Source organism: Agrobacterium sp. RC10-4-1 (genome assembly GCF_014138475.1).
Classification (GTDB): Bacteria; Pseudomonadota; Alphaproteobacteria; order Rhizobiales; family Rhizobiaceae; genus Agrobacterium; species Agrobacterium pusense.
Genome location: NZ_JACJIT010000001.1, coordinates 106162 through 124850 on the forward strand (window position 1 = coordinate 106162; position 18689 = coordinate 124850).

Genomic DNA, 18689 nt, shown 5'->3' on the forward strand with positions numbered 1-18689 from the left:
TTAGAGAATGAGAATAAGCGCGATCACCAACTGGGCTTACGGAGTGACAGTCGTCTTGACGGCTTTGTCCGGCGCGGCCTTCATCATGTCGTCTCGCAGCGCCGTCGAAGAGCGTGTCGCGGTGGAAGAGCATCTGACGCTGGATAGTCTGGCGGAAGACCTCGCACTTGGCGCAGAGGTCCGGTCCGACGAGGCCAGGCTGTTTGTCATGCGTGGCGAAGCACGTCATCTCAACGCGTTCCGGGCTGAAGATGGAAGCGAGCGAAGCCGGGAAGCCGCAGTTGACCAGCTCTTGTCGAAAGTGCTGCCGAAGGCCGAGGTCGATGCGCTGCGAAAGATCGAAAGGGATGCGGACGCACTCGACAAGTTCGAGATCGCGGCGGTCGAAGCATTTCAGCGCGGTGAGAAGAGCGCTGCCCAGTCCACGTTGTTCGGCCCCGAGCATGAAAGACTGCAAGAGGATCTTCTGGCGACTGTCGCGCATTTTCGGGATTTGACAGCCGCAAGAACCGGATCGCAGTTGGCCGCGGCGCGAGCGCGTAGCGACTGGTGGAGCGTCATCGCCAAGATCATGCTGGGGCTGACGGGGGGGCTGTTCCTGGCGGTGCTCTATTTCATCCTGAGACGCCGGATCGCCATGCCATTGGTGCGGATGAGCGGGATCATCGACCGGCTTGCAAAGCAGGATTATTCCGTCGAGGTGCTGCCCGACAGTCGCCGGGACGAGATCGGCGAGATGAACACCGCGATTGAAATCTTCCGGGCGAGCGGCATCGAGCGCGATCGGCTCGACGCGGAACGACGGGCAGACCAACAGACCAAGGACCTCATCCTGCAGATGATGCACCGCCTGCAGGCCTGCCAGAACCAGGGCGAGCTCGCCAGCATCGTCGCGCGCTTTGCGCCGCAAATCTTTCCCGGCATTGCCGGCGGTCTCTATATCCTGAACGAAAGCAAGAATATCCTCAACCGCAGTTCGGAGTGGCTAGCGCCTGACAATGCCGGAGACAGTTTTCCTGCGTCTGCGTGCTGGGGGATGCGCCGCGGGCGGGCGCACGCCAACGGGTTCTCCGACACCGATGTGCCGTGTCAGCATCTGGATGATCCGGATGCTATCGCTCTTTGCGTCCCGTTGACCGCGCAAGGCGACATGATCGGGCTTTTTTACCTGGAAGAAAAAGAAGGGCAGGCGCTGCACCTCGATGCGTCACGGCTTTATCTCGAACTGATTGCCGAAAATGTCGGGCTTGCCATCGCCAATCTGCAGCTGCGTGAGAAGTTGACGCTGATGGCTATCGAAGACCCTTTGACCGGGTTGTTCAATCGCCGGCATCTGGATGAAAGGGTGCAACGTTTCGCGAGCGACGAATTAAAGACACCACTTGCCTGCCTGATGATCGATATCGACCACTTCAAGCGCTTTAATGACGAATATGGTCATGATGCCGGCGACAAGGTCATGCAGTATGTGGGCCGAACGCTTCGTGACACGCTGGGCGATCACGGTGAGGCTTACCGTTATGGGGGAGAGGAATTTACCGCGCTCTTGCCGGGGATGCTCAAGGCCGACGCTGCTGGTTTGGCCGATAAAGTGAGAACGGCAGTAAGTGCTACAGCCATCTCCCATGCTGGGAAACTTCTTGGAACCGTAACAATTTCCGTGGGTGTGGCAACCTCGCCGGAGGCCGGGCCGCTGGACACGCTGCTGGCACGGGCGGATGCGGCCCTTCTGCTCGCCAAGGCACAAGGACGCAATAGAGTTGTGGCCTCGTGAATAACCGGCAACATCCGCGTCGGGCCAATTACAGCCATGACGGAAAGCGCTCACTTAGCTATGCCGTAACGATGACTGAGCCTGCCCAGCTGCTCGTGTAATCGATCCAGGACTGCGGTTCGCGTGCCAGCCCGCCGTTGCAGGAAGCCGATCTCTCTCAGGATCTGCGGATTGCCAAAGGCCCGCTGAAAGGCCCTCGGCTCCTGCCGGTCGGGATCACGGGCGGCTCCTCTGCTCCGTTAAAATCCGCTCTCGCAAAGCTCCCGCAGCTCGCTCGGACCGAGATGATCAAGTGAAAGCTCCGGCAGCAGGTCATTGTCTGCCTCCAGATTGTGTGCGACCGATGCGGTAAAGATGCGAACGCCTGCCTCGTGCAGGATCGCAGGCCGGTTGACTATGCGGCCGAGAAGCACGGTTGGGAGTAGGCCGAACGGCACATCTTCGAAAATGTAGCGGCTTTCGATGGAGGAAGGGCCCATTCCGCCTCGTCCTTCACGATGCATCTGCTGGTTCATTTCGGAAACAGAGGCGAGGGGCACATGGAAGGAGAGAGAAAAGTGTTCGCGAACTGTTTTGACCTCCAGGCCGAAGCTCTCGGCAATTGACAGTCGCTCGGCGTCGAGCGCCTCAATCAACTGACCGACCGCCGGTGTGACATGTTCGCCCTGTCCCCAGCTCTCCGCCTTTTCCATCCGTGTCAGGTTGAGCAATGCGATCCCGAGATGATTTTGAGGATTGAGGTTTGAGAGCGCGATGGCAAGCAAACCGTCACGTTCGACGAAGCGATCACCGAAGAGTTCAGTGCACAGGCTCCGACCCTCAGCGGCTGCCGACTTCGGCAGGGTGGCAAAGTCCACCTTCTGGCGGATGGTGTTGACGACGACGCTGCGCCCGTCGGTTTGGCGGCGGGCCGTCAGAAGCGTGGTCCCCCAAGCAATGATCGGCAGACGGAGCTGTCGTTCGGAAAGCCGCTTCGACAGATAGAGCGCTCCAAAGGAGCTATGGGAGCTGATGATGACGGGCAGTCCCGACCGCAAATGCGGCAGCGCCGCGTCGATGGCGGCACGATGACCGTTTGCGGGCATTGCAATGATGACCGCATCTGCATCCGCAATGGCGGTCTCGCAGGTCGCCGCGACCTCGACCGGACCGACGAAGTCCAACGCACCGGTAGCGACGAGCGGTTCGCCTTCCGACAACGGCTTGGCACTGCGGCCGGAGGGCGACCATAGGCACGGATGATGCCCCGCATTGGCGAGGAAAGCCGCCATGCCATAAGCAATCGAACCCGCACCGAGAATGGCTATCCGCATGTCATCTGTCCTTTCGGTTGTAGGAGTGGACATGGCGCCACCCTCTGGTCTCTATCTTTCGCGTAGAACACAAACCGGTTCTGTACATTGCCTGCCGATCGTTGCGCAAATGCATCATTTTTTCTGGCGCGCCAGAGGCTGTGTTTGCGGTTCCCCTGCCTCATTTATCCGCGCGCCTGCCTACGCCCTCAGCAAATTCTGGCTCCTTCCAGTAAATGCATGTGCTGCACGAGCAAAAGCCACACCCCGAGGCTTAATTTTCTGCACAGTTCGAAGTCAGCAAGCCATCTTTTTCATCTTCCGCGTCCCAAACGAAAAATTCTCTTTTGTCACTAGCAGACATCATGCGTTTAATGCACATTAAATTTGTCATAATGCAAAGGATGCATGATAGCGATGGAGATACGCGAACTGGAGGCATTTCTTGCGGTTATGTCCGCAGGCAGCATCACCGGTGCTGCGCGCCTGCTTGACCGTTCGCAATCCCAGGTCACACGTCTTATCCAGGACCTTGAAACGTCGCTTGGATTTCCGCTGTTTGATCGCAATGGCCCGCGCATAACGCCGAGTGACAAGGGGATCGCTTTTCATTCTGAAGCGGAACGCTTCATCAGCGGCATCGAGCATCTGCGCAATCGAGCGCAAAGGATCAGTCTCAAGGAGCCCGAACCGGTCGAGATCGCCGCTACGCCTGCTTTTGCCACGGGTATGGTGCCGCTTGCTCTCGCCGAACTACCGGAAGCCCTTCTTCCGCATACGGTCTTTTTAAGAAGCATGCCTGCCGAAGCCGCCGTTCAGGCGGTGCTGGGGCGTACCGCCGATTTCTGTGTGACGTCGCTCCCGGCCGAACAGCCCGGCCTCGAAGCGCACGGATATTTTCAGGGCCGCTGTGCAGCCGTTCTGTCCGTTCACGATCCGCTGGCCGCCAAGGATGTCATTTCCGTGGCCGACCTGGCCGGCCAGACAGTCATTACGCTTGCTAATCCGTTCCGTCTGCGTCGCCGGGTGGACAAGGCTCTGCAGGAGGCAAATGTTCGCGCACGACGGATCATAGCGACGAGCGCGGCGATGAGTGCGGTGCAGATCGCTTCGACCGGGATGGGGATTGCGATTGTCGAACCGGCAACCGCTTACGGTCCCCTGACCGCGGGCGTGACTGTGCGACCGCTCGACGTCGACATCCCGTTCCTCTGGGGAATCTTCTCGGCAACAGCGCGCCCGCTGTCGGCCACTGCCCAGGAGCTGATCCAGCTGATCATCCGTGTTGCTTCCGCACGCATGCCCGATTTCACCGCTCACGATCCTGGCGCATCAGGCCGTGTTGCGGATGTCACCTATGGGGGAACCGTCGAAGGAGATGTTCCCTAAAAATGCAAGTGCTCAGCCCATCAAACCGGTCAAACAAAAACAAGGAGATTGCCATGAAAGAGTTTAAAGCGACCCGTCGTTCCACCCTCAAGCTGCTCGCTGCCGGCTCTGGCATCCTGGCGGCGCCCAGCCTGATGCGCTCCGCCCACGCGCAGGGCAAGGTCGTCAATATCACGACATATGACAAGTTCGTGCCGCAGTCTTTCATCGACCAGTTTCAGAAGGACACGGGGATCGAGATCCGCATCCGTCTGACGGACGATCAGGGCAAGCAATATAACATCCTTACGGCTGAAGGCGCCACGCCGTCGACCGATATCGTGACGGTAACCGGCCACCGGCTCTCCCAGTTCATCGGCTCCAATCTCCTTTCGCCGCTTGATACCAGCCGACTGAAGAATTGGGACAAGCTGGCAGCAGCTTACAAAGGCGCACCGCAGCTCACCATCAACGGCTCTACCTACGGCGTTCCGCTTTTGGCGGGCTTTGAAGGTCTGGCCCGCAATACGGAATACACCAAGCCTTCCGATAGCTGGGGCATGATGTTCGACGATGAATACAAGGGCCTGACATCCTACATCATTTCGGACTTCCTTTCGCTGACCATGCTCTATCAGGGCAATGACGGCGATTATGTCACCTATGAAGGCAAGGAAGCCGTTGCCCAGGAAGCCACCAACAAGGCGCGCGACTTCCTGATCAGCCAAAAGGACAAGGTTCGCAAATACTACGATGCGGGCTCCGAGGTGCAGCAGATGTTCCTGAACGAGGACATCTATGTCGCGCAGGCCTGGTCCGGTCCGACGTCCAAGCTGATCATGGACGGTCACCCCATCGAGCTGTCCGTTCCGAAGGAAGGCACCTACGGGTTCCTCTACTCCTTCAACGTGGTGAAGAACGGTCCGAATGCGGACGCTGCCTATACCTTCCTGGACGCTATCCTCGCCTCGCCGGAAATCGGGGCTGCCATGGTTCGGCAGTCGGGCTTCGCCTCGGCCTTTGATGGCGTCGACAAGCTGCTCAACGACCGCGAACGGGCCGCCATGGCGCTTCCACAGGACCAGATGGAGCGCATCAAGTTCTTCAGCTCGGTCAACCGGGCCATGAAGAACGCGATGATCGACAAGGCAGCTGCCGAAATCAAGGCTGCCTGAGTTACGGCTGCGATGCGAACCCGACCTCGGCCGGGTTCGCAGGACCCCAATAAAAAGCTTGTCCAGAGCTGGGAACGATCATGGTGAACACGACAATGACTGAACTGCGAGAGGAAGGCGCGCCAGCCCCGGCGCATTATTCCGGATGGATTGGCAAGGTGACAGGCTCAGCCCTTTACCGAACCACCATAGGCCGGCTGGCAGACAGTCGCCATGCGCGCCTTGCACTCCTTGCCGGGATACCCGTGATATGGCTTTTCGTCCTGCATGTCGGGCCGATCCTGCAAATGGCCAATATCAGCTTCACGGACAACTATCCGCCTCAACCGAACGAGGCCACGCGCTATACGCTCGCCAACTATGCCCTGTTCTTCTCGGATTCGATTTACGTGCTGCCCTTCATACGCAGCCTCGTATTTGCCGCCGTCGTTACCGTGTCGACCCTGGTGATCGTTTATCCGGTTGCCTATTACGTGGCGAAGGTGCTCCAGCCGAAGCAGCGTATGCGGGCGCTGCTGCTCCTGCTCATCCCGTTCTGGGCCGGAGAACTGATCCGGACCTTCTCGGTCATCATGCTTCTGGCCAATCGGGGAGCCGTCAACGTCCTGTTGCGCGAGATCGGCGTCATCGATCGGCCCATCCCGATGCTCTACACGTCCTTCTCGCTGAGCTTCGGCGTTATCTACCTCCTGGCGCTCTACATGCTGCTCCCGCTCTATTCAGCCATAGAAAAGATCCCGGTACAGCTGGTGCACGCCGCTGCCGATCTAGGCGCAAGCCCTTTCCAACGCTTCCGCCGCGTTATCCTGCCGCTATCGAAAGACGGTATCGTGTCCGGCTGCAGCCTGGTTTACCTCACCGCCGTCGGCGTCTTCGCCGCTCCGCTGCTGCTCGGCGGGCCGAACGCCGTCATCTTTCCGGAGGTGATCGCGACGCTCTTCCACTCCTCCAACGACAAATGGCCTGAAGGCGCTGCCTTCGCCATGCTGATGCTCGCCGTGTCGCTGACAACGGTTGGTCTCTTCATGCGGGTCGTTGGCGGTCGCTCTGTCCGGCTGATGTAGGAGATGATGATGCGGTCCCCCTTAAACGACCTTCCGAAGACGGCACTTGGCGCCTGTTATGCCATTTTCGTTATCTATCTGCTTTTGCCGCTGGCCCTGATGATGGCGATGAGCTTCAAGGATGCAAACTTCATCGCCTTTCCTATCAGTAACTGGACTCTGGATTGGTATGGCAAGGTACTTCAGGACAAGCAGTTCATCGAAGCCTCGCTTTATTCGGTCGGAATAGCGTTTGCCACCACGATCGGAGCGACCGTCATCGGTGTGTGGATTGCCCTGCTGATTTCGACCGAGGGCATCCGCGGCAGGGCCATTCTCTTTGCGCTCGCCTGCCTGCCTGCCGTTGTTCCCGGCCTGATCAACGCCATCTCGATGCGGATATTCATCCGGATGGTCGATATCCCCACGGGCACCTTCGCGATTATCCTCTCCCATACCGTCCATGCGGTGCCGTTTGTCGTGATCATGGTGCTGACGCGCCTGCGTTCCATGCCCGCCAATCTCGTCGATGCGGCAAGGGACCTCGGGGCTGACGCATTTATCGCCTTCATGCGCGTTACGGTCCCCTACATCCTGCCGGCCCTGACCGGCGGCATGATTTTCTGTGTTTTGACCAGCATCGACGATTTCGTGCGTACCTTCTTCCTGGGTGGATACAAGCCGACGCTACCGATGCTCATCTTCGCTAAAGTCCAGGGCGGCATGTCGCCCGAGATCAACGCGATGGCGACCATCGTCCTCATCGTCACCGCCGCCGTCGGCCTTTATGCCGAGCACTTTACCCGCCGTTCGAGGAGCTGAGTTATGCAGCCGGTTGTTCATTTTAAAAACGTCAACAAGTCTTACGGCGCTTCTCTTGCTGTCGATGATCTGGACCTGGCGGTCGCGCCGGGCCAATTCGTTACCCTGCTTGGCCCCTCCGGTTGCGGCAAATCCACGACGCTGAGAATGCTCGGAGGGTTCGAAACGCCATCTTCCGGCGAAATCTACCTCGACGGGCAGCCGATCTCGCATCTGCCGCCCAACAGGCGCAACGTCAATATCGTCTTTCAGGATTATGCCCTGTTTCCGCACCTGTCAGTTCAGCGCAACATTGCCTTCGGACTTGAACTGAAGGGGCTGGATTCGGCGTCCATCCACCGCCGGGTCATGGAACTCCTCGGTCTCGTCAAGCTGCAGGATTTTGCCGGGCGAATGCCTGAGCAACTGTCGGGCGGTCAGCGCCAGCGCGTGGCCCTCATGCGGGCGCTGGCGCCGGACCCGAACGTCTTGTTGCTCGACGAGCCGCTATCGGCACTCGACGCCAAGCTGCGCCATGAGATGCAGATCGAGTTGAAGTCGATCCAGCAGACGACCGGCAAGACCTTCATCTTCGTTACCCATGATCAGGAAGAGGCCCTGACCATGTCTGACGTCGTGGTGGTGATGAACAAGGGGCGGATCGAGCAGATGGGAGCGCCTGATGATCTCTATGCCCGCCCCCGTAGCCGCTTCGTCGCCGACTTCATCGGTCAGAGCAACTTTCTCGAAGGCCGATTGGTGTCTGCCGAGGGCGATGTTGCAACAATTGAATGGCAGGGCAGTCTGATCCGGGCCGATCTTAACGGCCACCATCACGCGGTTGGCAGCCACGTCACGATCGCGCTGCGTCCGGAAGCCCTGTTCTGTCTGCCCGAGCAGCCGAGTGATCGTTTTGCCCTCAAGGGCCAGATCGAGCGGCGCGTGTTCAAAGGCGCGCATACGACGTTGACGATCCGCCTCGTTAACGGCGCGCTCCTGTCGGCCCAGCTCGATCCGGTGGCGCTCTCGCATCTTGATGGCGAGACGGTCTGGGTGGGTTGGCGCGATCGCGACGCCGTGGTGCTCGCCGATTAATCCTCATGCCCGTCGGTGCCGATGGGCAACAATGAATTTCAGGAGATCACCTGATGACTTTAGAACAGCAAAACCGGACCGAGCAGCAGAGACTAGCTGCGCTCAACGCCCGGGTGAGGCAGGATTTATCCTACCTCAACTATCCCGCAGCAAACTGGTCGAAACCGGTCTCGACCTCAGACGGTCAGCTTGCCAGCGATGTCGTGATTATCGGCGGCGGCATGTGCGGCCTCGTCGCCTGGCATGCCCTGACAAGGGCAGGGATCGCCAATATCCGGATTGTGGACCGCGCCGCAAAAGGTGAAGAGGGGCCCTGGGTGACTTACGCGCGCATGGAAACCCTGCGCTCGCCCAAGAACCTGCTCGGTCCGGCGCTCGGTATGGCATCGCTCACCTTCAGGGCTTGGTACACCGCCCGCTTTGGCGAAGAGGCCTGGGAGGAACTCTTCCGCATTCCGCGACCGATGTGGATGGAATATCTGCGCTGGTACCGGCAGGTGATGGAGATCCCGGTGGAAAACAACATCCACGTCACCCGCGTCATACCACGGCCCGATGGGCTTCTGGAGCTTGAGATCGACGGCGGGAAGGCTGATCCGATCATCACCCGGAAACTGGTGATGGCAACAGGCCGTGATGGCCTGGGAGAACCGACGATCCCGGATTTTGTGAAGGGCATGCAACGTGACGTCAGCTGGGCGCATTCCGCCGACATGATTGATTTTCAGCGTCTGAAGGGAAAACGCGTCGTTGTCATCGGGGTAGGGGCGTCCGCTGTGGACAATGCAGCGGAAGCGCTCGAGCAGGGGGCCGGTGAGGTGCGTCTTCTTGCCAGACGCAAGACAATGCCGACGATCAACAAGTTGATGGGCATCGGATCATACGGTGTCACCGCCGGCTTCGCGAAAATTGACCCTGAGTGGCGCTGGCGTCTCATGGATTATTCCGTCAAGCAGCAGACCCCCGCGCCACACAATTCAACCCTGAGGGTGAGCCGACATCCCAACGCCTATTTCCATTTCGACTGCGGTATCCAATCGATGAAGGAAGAGGCCGGCGAGGTTGTGATCACCACAATCAACGGCCGCGTTTTTCGGACCGATTTCGTGATTTTGGGAACGGGATTCTCAATCGACCCCGTCAGTCGTCCCGAACTCGAGATGTTCAACGGGCAGATCGCCTGCTGGGACGACCGCTACACGCCGCCAACAGGTGAGGAAAACCCTGGGCTCGGGCGATTCCCCTGGCTGCAAGACGACTTCTCTTTCACCGAGAAAGAGCCGGGTACCGCCCCTTGGCTGCAGCAGATCCATTGTTTCAATTACGGTTCATCGGTCAGTCTGGGCAAAGTCAGCGGCGATATTCCGGCCATCAGCGAAGGTGCGCTCTGGCTTGCGCGAGGTATCGCCGCTTCGCTGTTCATCGCCGACATCGATCATCACTGGGAGGCGCTGAAGGCTTACGAAAAGCCCGAACTCGATGGGTCCGAATGGACCGATGCGGATGCCGACCCCACCATGCAGAAGACAGCCTGAGGTTAATGCGATGAGCAGAAAAACCGTTTATTATTACCATGCGCTCAGTTCGCCCTGGGCCTATCTGGGCTGGCCACAGTTCAAGGCGCTGATTGAAAAGCACGATCTCGATGTCGTCGTCCGCCCTACCCGCATCGTCACCGAAAACGGTGGTGTTCCACTTCGTTCCAGACCGCAGCCGCGGCAGGACTACCACGCCGTCGAACTGGAGCGCTGGCGCAAGCGTCTCGGTATGCCGTTGGTGCTGAAGCCCAGATATTATCCCACCAACAACGAGTTTTCCGCGCGCATGGTGATTGCGGCCGACAGGCAGGGTTTGCCTGCACTGGAACTCAGTCATGCGCTTCTGCGGGCACTGTGGGCGGAGGAGCAGGACGTGACCGATCCGGACGTTCGCATCGCCGTGGCAAACGGCCTGGGTCTTGATGGTCGTGCGCTGCGTGCGCTCGAAGACACGCCCGAGATCATGGCAGCCTGGCATGACAGCCACGCCGAAGCACAGGCGCGTGGTGTCTTTGGAACCCCCACCTGGATTTACCGCGACACGCTTTACTGGGGGCAGGACCGCCTGACCTTCCTGGATGACGCTCTTTCCGAGGATTGAAAAAACAATGACAGCTACACCTCCAGAAGACGTGATCGACCGCGTCCTCGGCCTTGATGAAAGCTCCGATCTGCTGAAACTCCGCGAGCGGCGGTCTAAGCTCAAACACCTGACGCAGACCAGCTATCTTGCGGCTTTGCGGCCGGCAGAGCCACGCAACTTTTCCTACGCCCTGCGGGCGGCACTTGCCGCGCGTATGTCCGCTTTGTGGAAGGCGAAAGAACTTCATGCGCACTACATCGAGCGGCTTGCCGAGGAGGAGGGAGGCTCCGACCACGCATCAGTCGCTGATCCGTCATCGGTCCTTCAGCACGCGGATTCCCGCCTGCAAGCCATCCTGAACCACGTCGATCTCGTGACCCTTACGCCGAAGAACGCGACCCGGGAAAACATTGAGAAACTCTATGCCGTTGGTCTCGACGACCGCGATATCGTCACGCTCGCCGGCCTGATTGCCTATGTGAATTATCAGGTGCTGGTCGTTGCCGGCCTCAAGATGATGAGGGACAATTGATATGTCACAGCCCGTCCATGAATTCACCCTCGATGCACTTGACTGGCATCCTTACGTCCAGCCTGTGGACCTTGCAAACGCGACCCCCGAGCAATTGTCGGCCCTGAAGGTCACCCCTTCCAATACCAAGGTATCGGCCTATGTCCTCGTGCTCGCTAACGAGGCGGAGGCGCTGAACGAGCGCACCCCGCTCTTCAACGATATCATGTATAGTGAAGGCGGATTGTCACGCGGTGGGCGCGAGATCGGCGCGCTGGCGGCATCCTTCGTCAATCACTGCATTTACTGCGCCGCTGTTCACGCCAACCGTTATATCCAGCTGGAGAAACGGCCCGAGGTCGTGGACGAAATATACAAGAACGGGCTGGATGCGGACCTTCCTGATTTCGAGCAGGCGCTGTTCAATTTCGGTGTCGATCTGACCGCCCATCCAGACAATGTGGGGGTCTACCAATTTTATCACTTGCGGGAAATCGGCCTGGATGATCTTGAAATTCTCGATCTCATCCATTCCATCGCCATCTTCGGCTGGGCGAACCGGCTGATGCATACGTTGGGTGAACCACATCGGAAAGAATAAGTGAAGGCAACGGCAATCACTGGGACCGAGGCAGCTGTCCGCCCGTTCGGCGTCGCGCATCGCGATGTCCTCAAAATCGCGATACCAATGATGATCGCCTATCTGTCGACCCCGCTTGTGGGTCTTGTGGCGACGGGCGTCATCGCGCATATGCGAAACGAGGCGCTGGTGGGCGGGGTGGCGCTGGCCTCCGTGATCTTCGATGTCATCTTCGTGACCTTCAATTTTCTGCGCGGTGCCACCACCGGCTTTACGGCACAGGCAATGGGTGCCGGCGACCGGGTAGGTGAACAGCGCATGTTGCTGAGCGGCCTCATCATCGCACTGGTGGCCGGTCTGTTGTTGCTGCTGCTCCAGGGCCCGATCGGTGCGCTCGGCATGAGCGTTATGGGCGCAGAAGGGATTGTCGCCGAAGCCGCCTCGACCTATTTCCACTGGCGAATCTGGTCGGCCCCCTTCGTTCTCTTCAATTTTGTCGCCTTCGGCTGGCTCATTGGCCGCGGTGAGGCCATGTGGAGCATGATCCTCCAGACGCTGCTGAATGGCCTGAATGCCGCCCTCAGCGTTCATTGGGTCATAGGGCTCGGCTGGGGAGTGGAAGGTGTTGCGATCGCCACTTTGGTTGCAGAAGCCGTGACCGCTGTGGCAGGCGCAGCTTTGATCCTGGCCAAGACCGATCGCTCCTCCTGGCTGCTTCCTGATATACCGGCGATCAGACGATCCTTTGCGGTCAACGGCGACATGATGATCCGCTCGTTCGCATTGCTGATCGGCCTCTCCTTCTTCACCCGCCAGAGCGGCTTCCTTGGGATCGACGTGCTTGCCGCCAACACCATTCTGCTGCGTTTTTATTTCTTCGGGGTCGCCTTCCTTGACGGTGTCGCTACGGCGGCGGAACAGCTTGCCGGCCGCGCTGTCGGTGCACGTTATCGGCCGGCCTTTGACCGCACGATCAAGCTGACGACATTCTGGGGCCTGATTTTTGCAGCGCTGGTTTCCTTGGCCTTCCTGGCCGCCGGGGATTGGGTGATTGCGCTGACGGCGCCCACCGACGCCGTTGCGAGACTGGCCGATACCTACCTGATTTACGTGGTGGTTTTGCCTGTTGTCGGCATCATCGCGTTTCAGATGGACGGCGTCTATATCGGGTCCACCTGGTCTCGGCAAATGCGCAACCTCATGGTGGCATCCCTGATCATCTATTTCGCCGCCTGGGCAGTCCTGCAGCCGCTTTATGGCAATGACGGCCTGTGGATTTCGCTTCTCTTGTTTCAGGGCGCCCGCAGCATCGCCTTCCGGTTCATGCTTCCGAAACTTGCGGCGGCGACGTTCCGGTAAAGATGGGACAAACGGAGCGTTACCCAATGTTACCGGGACATCACGGCTGTTTCTTCCTTGCCAGATTGAGGAAGGCTTCCGACGCCCTCACCAGATGCTTATGTGAAACGTCGGCGCGGACAATCAAGCCCTGCTCAATTCCGCCTTTGTCAATATTTTCAGGGGTATGGCCGGCGTTTTCCTCCGATCCCTGATCGTAGGTTTTGACCTTAATGATGCGGCGATCCACGCCGATGTTCTCGAGATATTGGACGGCGCGCTTGGCGCCTTCTTCGTCTTCAAATAGTCCCGTAACGATTGGCATTGTTTCCTCCTTCCTCGCGTCCCGCCCTGATGGTGAACCACGGGCATGCCTCATCGTTCCTTCACATTGATCACGGGTTGTTGTCCCGATCGTGAGCAAAGAGGGGAACGCATCTCCGCAAGCGGAGTTGGGTGAGGGGTAGAATTGACATGGGGGCTCGAGACTTTGAGCGAAACAACTGTTCCGTACTGCGGACCAGCACCTGATTTCACCGACCTTGCATATGCATGGAACCTTGATCCGGTTCTCATCGCGATGATAGCGCTCGCAACCGTTCTGCTGTTTGGAATAGCGACCCGACAGGGGGCCTTCTTGCAGCGTGCCGCCATAATCTGCATTCTTGTCGTTGCGTTCGTATCGCCGCTTTGTGCGCTGACGACGGCCCTTTTCTCCGCACGGGTTTTCCATCATTTCATATTGATCGCCGTCCTTGCGCCATTGCTTGCGCTAAATCTTGAAGGACGCCTGCCGCGCTTACCCTGGCGGCTCCCAGCCCTGCCGGAAATTCCGTTTCTCGCGCATACCATCGTCTATTGGGCCTGGCATCTGCCGCCGGGTTATTCATTCGCGCTTTCAAACTCCCTTGCTTACTGGGGCATGCAGCTCGCCTTGATTGTAACCGCTGTCTGGCTATGGAGGACGATGCTCGTCTCTGCCGGACCGGGAAGGAGAATTGCGCTCGCACTTGCAACGATGGCGCAGATGGGCTTCCTCGCAGCCATCCTGACATTTGCTCCTTATCCGCTTTTTGCAGAGCATCTGCTCACGACCGAGTCTTATGGGATGACAGCGCTCGAAGATCAGCAGCTTTCGGGCCTCATCATGTGGACATTCGGTCTTGTCCCCTATCTCGTCGTTGCGCTTTCCTCCGTCCGGACCATGCTGCACATGACTGCATGGCGGGGGGTGGAATGATCGCGCTCTTCAAGTTTGTCCATTTTTTAGCGATCTCTGTCTGGATCGCAGGCCTTGTCAGTCTTCCCGGTCTCTACGTGCAACGTGCGCATGTTCAAAACGATGACGATCGTTTCCGCCTGCAAAAGATCGTGCGGTTTTCCTATGTAAAGGTATTGTCGCCAGCCGCTTTTTTCGCAGTCGCGTCCGGAACCACGCTTATTTTCCTGCAATCCACGTATTTATCATGGTTCAGCGCAAAGCTCGCCCTTGTGGCTATTCTCGTGTTTCTACACGTGCTTACGGGCTTGGTCATTCTCCGTCTCTTTAACGACGGCGAGATCTATCCTGTGTGGCGTTTCATTGTCGTCACGGCGTTCACCAGCATCATAGCCGTTGGCATCGTCTATCTGGCGCTCGCAAAACCGGAGATACCCGCACTGCTGCCTGACTGGTTCCATGAGCCTGGGGCACTAAAGCGTAACATCGCCCCCCTCATTCCTTGGGAGACACCATGAGGCCGATGCCGTGATCGAATATCAGCTTTCCGCCGTGCCAGCCCGCGAGCGCAGTAAGGACCGAAGCAAGGAGGGACAGGCCGAGCCCATGCGGCAAAATCTCGATCATGCCGAATGTCCTCCCTCCCCAATTGGCGCCTGCCACGGAGATCAGCGCTATTGCGGCCACACCATGCGCCCAGCTGGCAACCCGGGCGCGAATTCCCGCGACAAGAAGCAGTTCCGCCGTGCCGATGATGCCGGCTGCGACGCCGCTGAAAAAAGCGCCTCCCGATGCCCAGACTCCGGCGCGAACCCAGAACTCGTCTGCGGACCACCAATAAAGGAGGTCGCAAGCCAATGTCGTGATGACAAGGGCAATAGGGAAATGAACGGTCATTGCGTGCAGTGGATGGCCGGCAACGGCGATTGCGGAGTCCGTCGTCTTCTCCTCCACCTTGGAGATGACCGGGTTGGGTGCATCGCTTTTTTCCATCTGAAGTTTCCTTTTCGAGCGCTAACCCGCGGGAGAAGCGCGGGGTTCCGTTTGATAGCGCTCATTCCTCTGCTTTTGCTGGTTTCCGCTTGCTCCGGTGACCTCTCGACACTGGCGCCGGCAGGCCCGGCCAGTCGCAAGGTCGCGCTGCTGTGGTGGGTAATGTTGGGCGGCGCCTGCGCAATCTTCATGCTGATTGCCGTTCTGCTGGCGTTGGTCTTTTTCAGCCCGGCCTCCCTTGCTCGGGTGAAAACGCACCATTGGCTGATCGGCGGCGGCATCGGGTTCCCCATACCGATCCTGACGGCCCTGGTGGCTTTTTCATTCATGCAAGGAGAATCCCTCCTGCCACAGTCCGGGAGCGATCCGCTTCGCATATATGCGGTTTCACGCATGTGGAAATGGGAGTTTGCTTACGAAACACCGACCGGAGAAGTCCGCATTTCCGACGTGATGCATATGCCGGTGGGCCGTGATGTCATTGTAGAGGTCACCAGTGACGATGTCATTCACAGCTTCTGGGTTCCAAGGCTTGGCGGAAAGATCGACGCCATTCCCGGACTTTCCAACAAGATTGCCCTCACGGCGGATCAGACCGGCACTTTCGGCGGCATCTGCGCGGAATATTGCGGTACCGGCCATGCCGGCATGAGTTTCCGCGTTGTTGCTCACACGGAGAGCGAGTTTTCAAAGGTGATCGGGGGTTTGGGACAACGCTGATGAATGATGTGCGCACACCGAAGAAACACTCGTCATTAAGGCTTCACCGGGAGCTCAATGAGGTCTGGAGTTCGGGCACCGGATTTCGGCGTCTCGCAGCGGTCAACCACACCGTCATAGGCAAACGCTTCATGGTGACCGCGCTTGTTTTCTTCGCCATCGGCGGGTTCCTGGGCATGCTCATCCGGACACAACTGGCCACCTCATCAAACGCCTTCATGGATGCCGAGCAATATGCGCAGGTCTTCACGATGCACGGCACGATCATGATGTTTCTGTTCGCAATTCCTTTTTTTGAAGGACTTTCGATCTACGTCCTGCCGAAGCTCATCGGCGCCAGGGACCTCGCTTTTCCCCGCCTGTCCGCCTATGGCTACTGGTGTTACCTCTTCGGTGGCGGAATGCTGATTTTCGCCCTTATTGGCGGGGCTGCCCCTTCGGGGGGCTGGTTCATGTACACACCGCTGTCGTCATCGCAATACAGTCCCGGGATCAATGCCGACATCTGGCTTCTTGGCATTACCTTCGTGGAGATTTCCGCTATCAGCGCGGCGATCGAAATCATCGTGACGATCCTGAGGTTGCGTGCACCCGGCATGTCCCTCGACAGGATGCCGGTCTTCGCCTGGTACATGCTCGTTGTCGCCGCGATGATGCTGATCGGTTTTCCCCCGCTGATCCTCGGTTCGATATTGCTGGAAGCTGAACGGGCCTTCGATATCCCGTTTTTCGACCCGCAACGCGGCGGTAGCCCGCTTCTGTGGCAACACCTCTTTTGGCTGTTCGGCCACCCCGAGGTCTACATCATCTTTCTGCCGGCGGCCGGAGCCCTGTCGACAATTATCCCCGTTCTGGCAGGAACGCGCCTGATCGGTTACCACATCATCGTTGCGGCGTTGATCGCCATGGCTTTCCTGTCCTTCGGACTGTGGGTGCACCACATGTACACGGTGGGCATCCCCCATGTGGCGCTGTCGTTTTTTTCTGCCGCGAGTGCACTTGTAACCATCCCGACAGCGATCCAGATATTCGCCTGGCTTGGAACCATCGCAAGCGGCAAGCCGACGATGAGTGTTCCCATGCTCCACATCCTCGGGTTTTTCTGCGTATTCCTCATCGGCGGCCTGACCGGCGTCATGCTGGCCATGGTGCCCTTTGATCAGCAGGCGCATGATACACATTTTGTGGTGGCGCATCTTCATTATGTCCTGGTCGGGGGATTTCTCTTTCCCATGCTCGCTGGGCTTTATTACTGGGTGCCGCATATCAGCGGGCGCCAGCCCGTCCAGCACCTTTCCAGGGCCGCGTTCTGGATGATCTTCATCGGCTTCAATCTCACATTCTTCATGATGCACCTGACCGGGCTGCTCGGCATGCCGAGGCGTGTTTTTTCCTATCCAGAGGCTTCCCCCTGGGAGTGGCTCAATCTTCTCTCCTCAATTGGCAGCTTCATAATGGCCGCGGGCTTCATGCTGGTGGTGCTGGACTTCGCGCTGCTGTTTCGCTACGGGCGCGCCTTCAGGCGCAATCCGTGGGATGCCGGTACCCTTGAATGGGCCATGCCGACCCCGCCAGCGGCCTATGCCTTTGCGTCACAGCCGGAAGTGACTGCTAGAGCGGACAGCCTTCCGATCAACCGGATCGCGGCGACGCTCGCCGCGGGTAAAGGGTACCTCGGCTTTGTGAGATCCGGGAAAATGGAGACCATGGGGACGGATGCCGTAACCGGTGCGCCGCTGCAGATCGTCGTGTTGCCAGGGCCAAGCTTTCTTCCCTTGCTGACCGCCATGTCCACGGCCGCCTTTTTCATCGCATTGCTTCTCAAGGCGTATCCGGTGGCGGTTTTCGCTCTCGTCATTATTGCTTTGCTCTTCTTGGCGTGGACGCCGAACGATGATGCCAGACAGGAACGCGGACCCGTCGTCGCGCGTGGAGAAGAACGTTTTCCGCTTCATTACGAATGCGCCGATGCTCCGTCCGTCATGGCGGTGAAACTTGCCCTGATTGCGGATACGACGCTTTTTTCCTCATTGCTTTTCGGCGGGCTTTTCCTCTGGATTTCCGCTGGTGGCGAAAAGATCGTCTGGCCGCAGTCGATATCACTGCAGACGGTTTTCCTGTTGAGCGCCGCTGTAGCCGCCATCTTTGGCGCACTGGCGAGACATCTGAGAGCGGCTGTGACGATGTCGATCATCAGCACGATTGCCTACGTGGCGGCGATCGTCTGTGGTGCAATGGTGCTGCGGGAGGAATATGCGGCGGTAAGCCATGCAATCCACGGTGTTTCGACTGCGGTCAACGTTTATCTCCTTTTGCACGGATTTGTCGGCCTGATCCTTGTGGCATTCGGGTGTTGGCGTCTGTCGAATGGCTACGTCTCGGACCGTCGCCGAAACGACCTTCGCATAGGCACCCTCTGGCATGTTCACTTGCTTTTCGCGACAGGCATATCGTTTCTTTTCCTGCAGACACTACGGTCATTAACGGAGGGAGGCTGAGATGCGCTACCGAACAGCCTTCAGTCTTGCTGGGCCCTTCATCACCTGGGCCCTGTGCTTTCTCACATTATATGCTGTGCAATTCGTCGGCTGTGCCTGGGGGTGGGATACGCGCTCCTGGGCCGGTGTTTCGATCCTTCGATCCGTACTGCTTGCTCTGT

Annotated in this window: 18 protein-coding genes; 15 read left to right on the plus strand and 3 right to left on the minus strand. The window is 58.5% G+C overall.

Annotated features, from left to right (window positions below):
• Positions 1 to 7: 7 nt before the first annotated feature.
• Positions 8 to 1774: a diguanylate cyclase gene (locus FHW77_RS00505; RefSeq protein ID WP_182590343.1), complete on the plus strand. Its 1767-nt coding sequence runs from the start codon at positions 8 to 10 to the stop codon at positions 1772 to 1774.
• A gap of 239 nt (positions 1775 to 2013) precedes the next feature.
• Here FHW77_RS00505 and FHW77_RS00510 read toward each other — a convergent pair whose 3' ends face one another.
• Positions 2014 to 3087 carry an NAD/NADP octopine/nopaline dehydrogenase family protein gene (locus FHW77_RS00510; protein ID WP_111814669.1) on the minus strand — a complete coding sequence of 358 codons (1074 nt, stop codon included), beginning with the start codon at positions 3085 to 3087 and terminating at the stop codon, positions 2014 to 2016.
• Between the two features lie 387 nt (positions 3088 to 3474).
• Between FHW77_RS00510 and FHW77_RS00515 the strand changes: the two genes are divergently transcribed.
• The 10 genes from FHW77_RS00515 to FHW77_RS00560 all read left to right on the plus strand — a co-directional run bounded on the left by FHW77_RS00515 (position 3475) and on the right by FHW77_RS00560 (position 13119).
• Positions 3475 to 4455: a LysR family transcriptional regulator gene (locus FHW77_RS00515; RefSeq protein ID WP_048902906.1), complete on the plus strand. Its 981-nt coding sequence runs from the start codon at positions 3475 to 3477 to the stop codon at positions 4453 to 4455.
• 53 nt (positions 4456 to 4508) lie between these two features.
• Entirely contained in the window at positions 4509 to 5609 is a 1101-nt protein-coding gene (locus FHW77_RS00520; protein ID WP_052808808.1) for an extracellular solute-binding protein, read from the plus strand.
• A gap of 80 nt (positions 5610 to 5689) precedes the next feature.
• Positions 5690 to 6673 carry an ABC transporter permease gene (locus tag FHW77_RS00525; protein WP_004446007.1) on the plus strand — a complete coding sequence of 328 codons (984 nt, stop codon included), beginning with the start codon at positions 5690 to 5692 and terminating at the stop codon, positions 6671 to 6673.
• A gap of 9 nt (positions 6674 to 6682) precedes the next feature.
• Positions 6683 to 7474, plus strand: a complete 792-nt coding sequence (locus FHW77_RS00530) for an ABC transporter permease (protein WP_111814667.1) — start codon at positions 6683 to 6685, stop codon at positions 7472 to 7474.
• 3 nt (positions 7475 to 7477) lie between these two features.
• On the plus strand, positions 7478 to 8548 hold the full coding sequence (locus tag FHW77_RS00535) for an ABC transporter ATP-binding protein (RefSeq protein ID WP_111814665.1): 1071 nt from the start codon (positions 7478 to 7480) through the stop codon (positions 8546 to 8548).
• 53 nt (positions 8549 to 8601) lie between these two features.
• Positions 8602 to 10083 carry an NAD(P)-binding domain-containing protein gene (locus tag FHW77_RS00540; RefSeq protein ID WP_111814663.1) on the plus strand — a complete coding sequence of 494 codons (1482 nt, stop codon included), beginning with the start codon at positions 8602 to 8604 and terminating at the stop codon, positions 10081 to 10083.
• Positions 10084 to 10093: 10 nt separating this feature from the next.
• Positions 10094 to 10687: a 2-hydroxychromene-2-carboxylate isomerase gene (locus FHW77_RS00545; RefSeq protein ID WP_022563159.1), complete on the plus strand. Its 594-nt coding sequence runs from the start codon at positions 10094 to 10096 to the stop codon at positions 10685 to 10687.
• 7 nt (positions 10688 to 10694) lie between these two features.
• Positions 10695 to 11201 (plus strand): CMD domain-containing protein, encoded by a 507-nt coding sequence (locus FHW77_RS00550; protein ID WP_004446001.1) that lies wholly within the window; start codon positions 10695 to 10697, stop codon positions 11199 to 11201.
• 1 nt (position 11202) lies between these two features.
• Positions 11203 to 11781: a peroxidase-related enzyme gene (locus FHW77_RS00555; RefSeq protein WP_004445999.1), complete on the plus strand. Its 579-nt coding sequence runs from the start codon at positions 11203 to 11205 to the stop codon at positions 11779 to 11781.
• Positions 11782 to 13119 carry an MATE family efflux transporter gene (locus FHW77_RS00560; RefSeq protein WP_004445998.1) on the plus strand — a complete coding sequence of 446 codons (1338 nt, stop codon included), beginning with the start codon at positions 11782 to 11784 and terminating at the stop codon, positions 13117 to 13119.
• A gap of 40 nt (positions 13120 to 13159) precedes the next feature.
• On the opposite strand, the gene FHW77_RS00565 is transcribed toward FHW77_RS00560, so the two are convergent.
• On the minus strand, positions 13160 to 13477 hold the full coding sequence (locus FHW77_RS00565; RefSeq protein ID WP_162696270.1) for a hypothetical protein: 318 nt from the start codon (positions 13475 to 13477) through the stop codon (positions 13160 to 13162).
• Between the two features lie 111 nt (positions 13478 to 13588).
• Here FHW77_RS00565 and FHW77_RS00570 point away from each other — a divergent pair, with 111 nt between their 5' ends.
• Both FHW77_RS00570 and FHW77_RS00575 read left to right on the plus strand, forming a co-directional pair.
• Positions 13589 to 14338, plus strand: a complete 750-nt coding sequence (locus FHW77_RS00570; protein ID WP_286086086.1) for a cytochrome c oxidase assembly protein — start codon at positions 13589 to 13591, stop codon at positions 14336 to 14338.
• A complete protein-coding gene (locus FHW77_RS00575; RefSeq protein ID WP_286086087.1) occupies positions 14335 to 14835 on the plus strand; it encodes a CopD family protein in 501 nt (166 codons plus the stop codon). Before FHW77_RS00570 ends, FHW77_RS00575 begins: the two co-directional genes overlap by 4 nt.
• Here the strand turns inward: FHW77_RS00575 and FHW77_RS00580 are convergent.
• Positions 14813 to 15310, minus strand: a complete 498-nt coding sequence (locus tag FHW77_RS00580; protein WP_004445991.1) for a DUF2231 domain-containing protein — start codon at positions 15308 to 15310, stop codon at positions 14813 to 14815. The two genes, FHW77_RS00575 and FHW77_RS00580, sit on opposite strands and share 23 nt — an antisense overlap.
• A 51-nt stretch (positions 15311 to 15361) precedes the next feature.
• On the opposite strand from FHW77_RS00580, the gene coxB reads away from it, so the two are divergent.
• Entirely contained in the window at positions 15362 to 16030 is a 669-nt protein-coding gene (coxB, locus tag FHW77_RS00585; RefSeq protein WP_162696269.1) for a cytochrome c oxidase subunit II, read from the plus strand.
• Positions 16030 to 18528 (plus strand): cytochrome c oxidase subunit I, encoded by a 2499-nt coding sequence (ctaD, locus tag FHW77_RS00590; protein ID WP_111814659.1) that lies wholly within the window; start codon positions 16030 to 16032, stop codon positions 18526 to 18528. The genes coxB and ctaD overlap by 1 nt, the downstream gene beginning before the upstream one ends.
• Positions 18529 to 18689 lie beyond the last annotated feature (161 nt).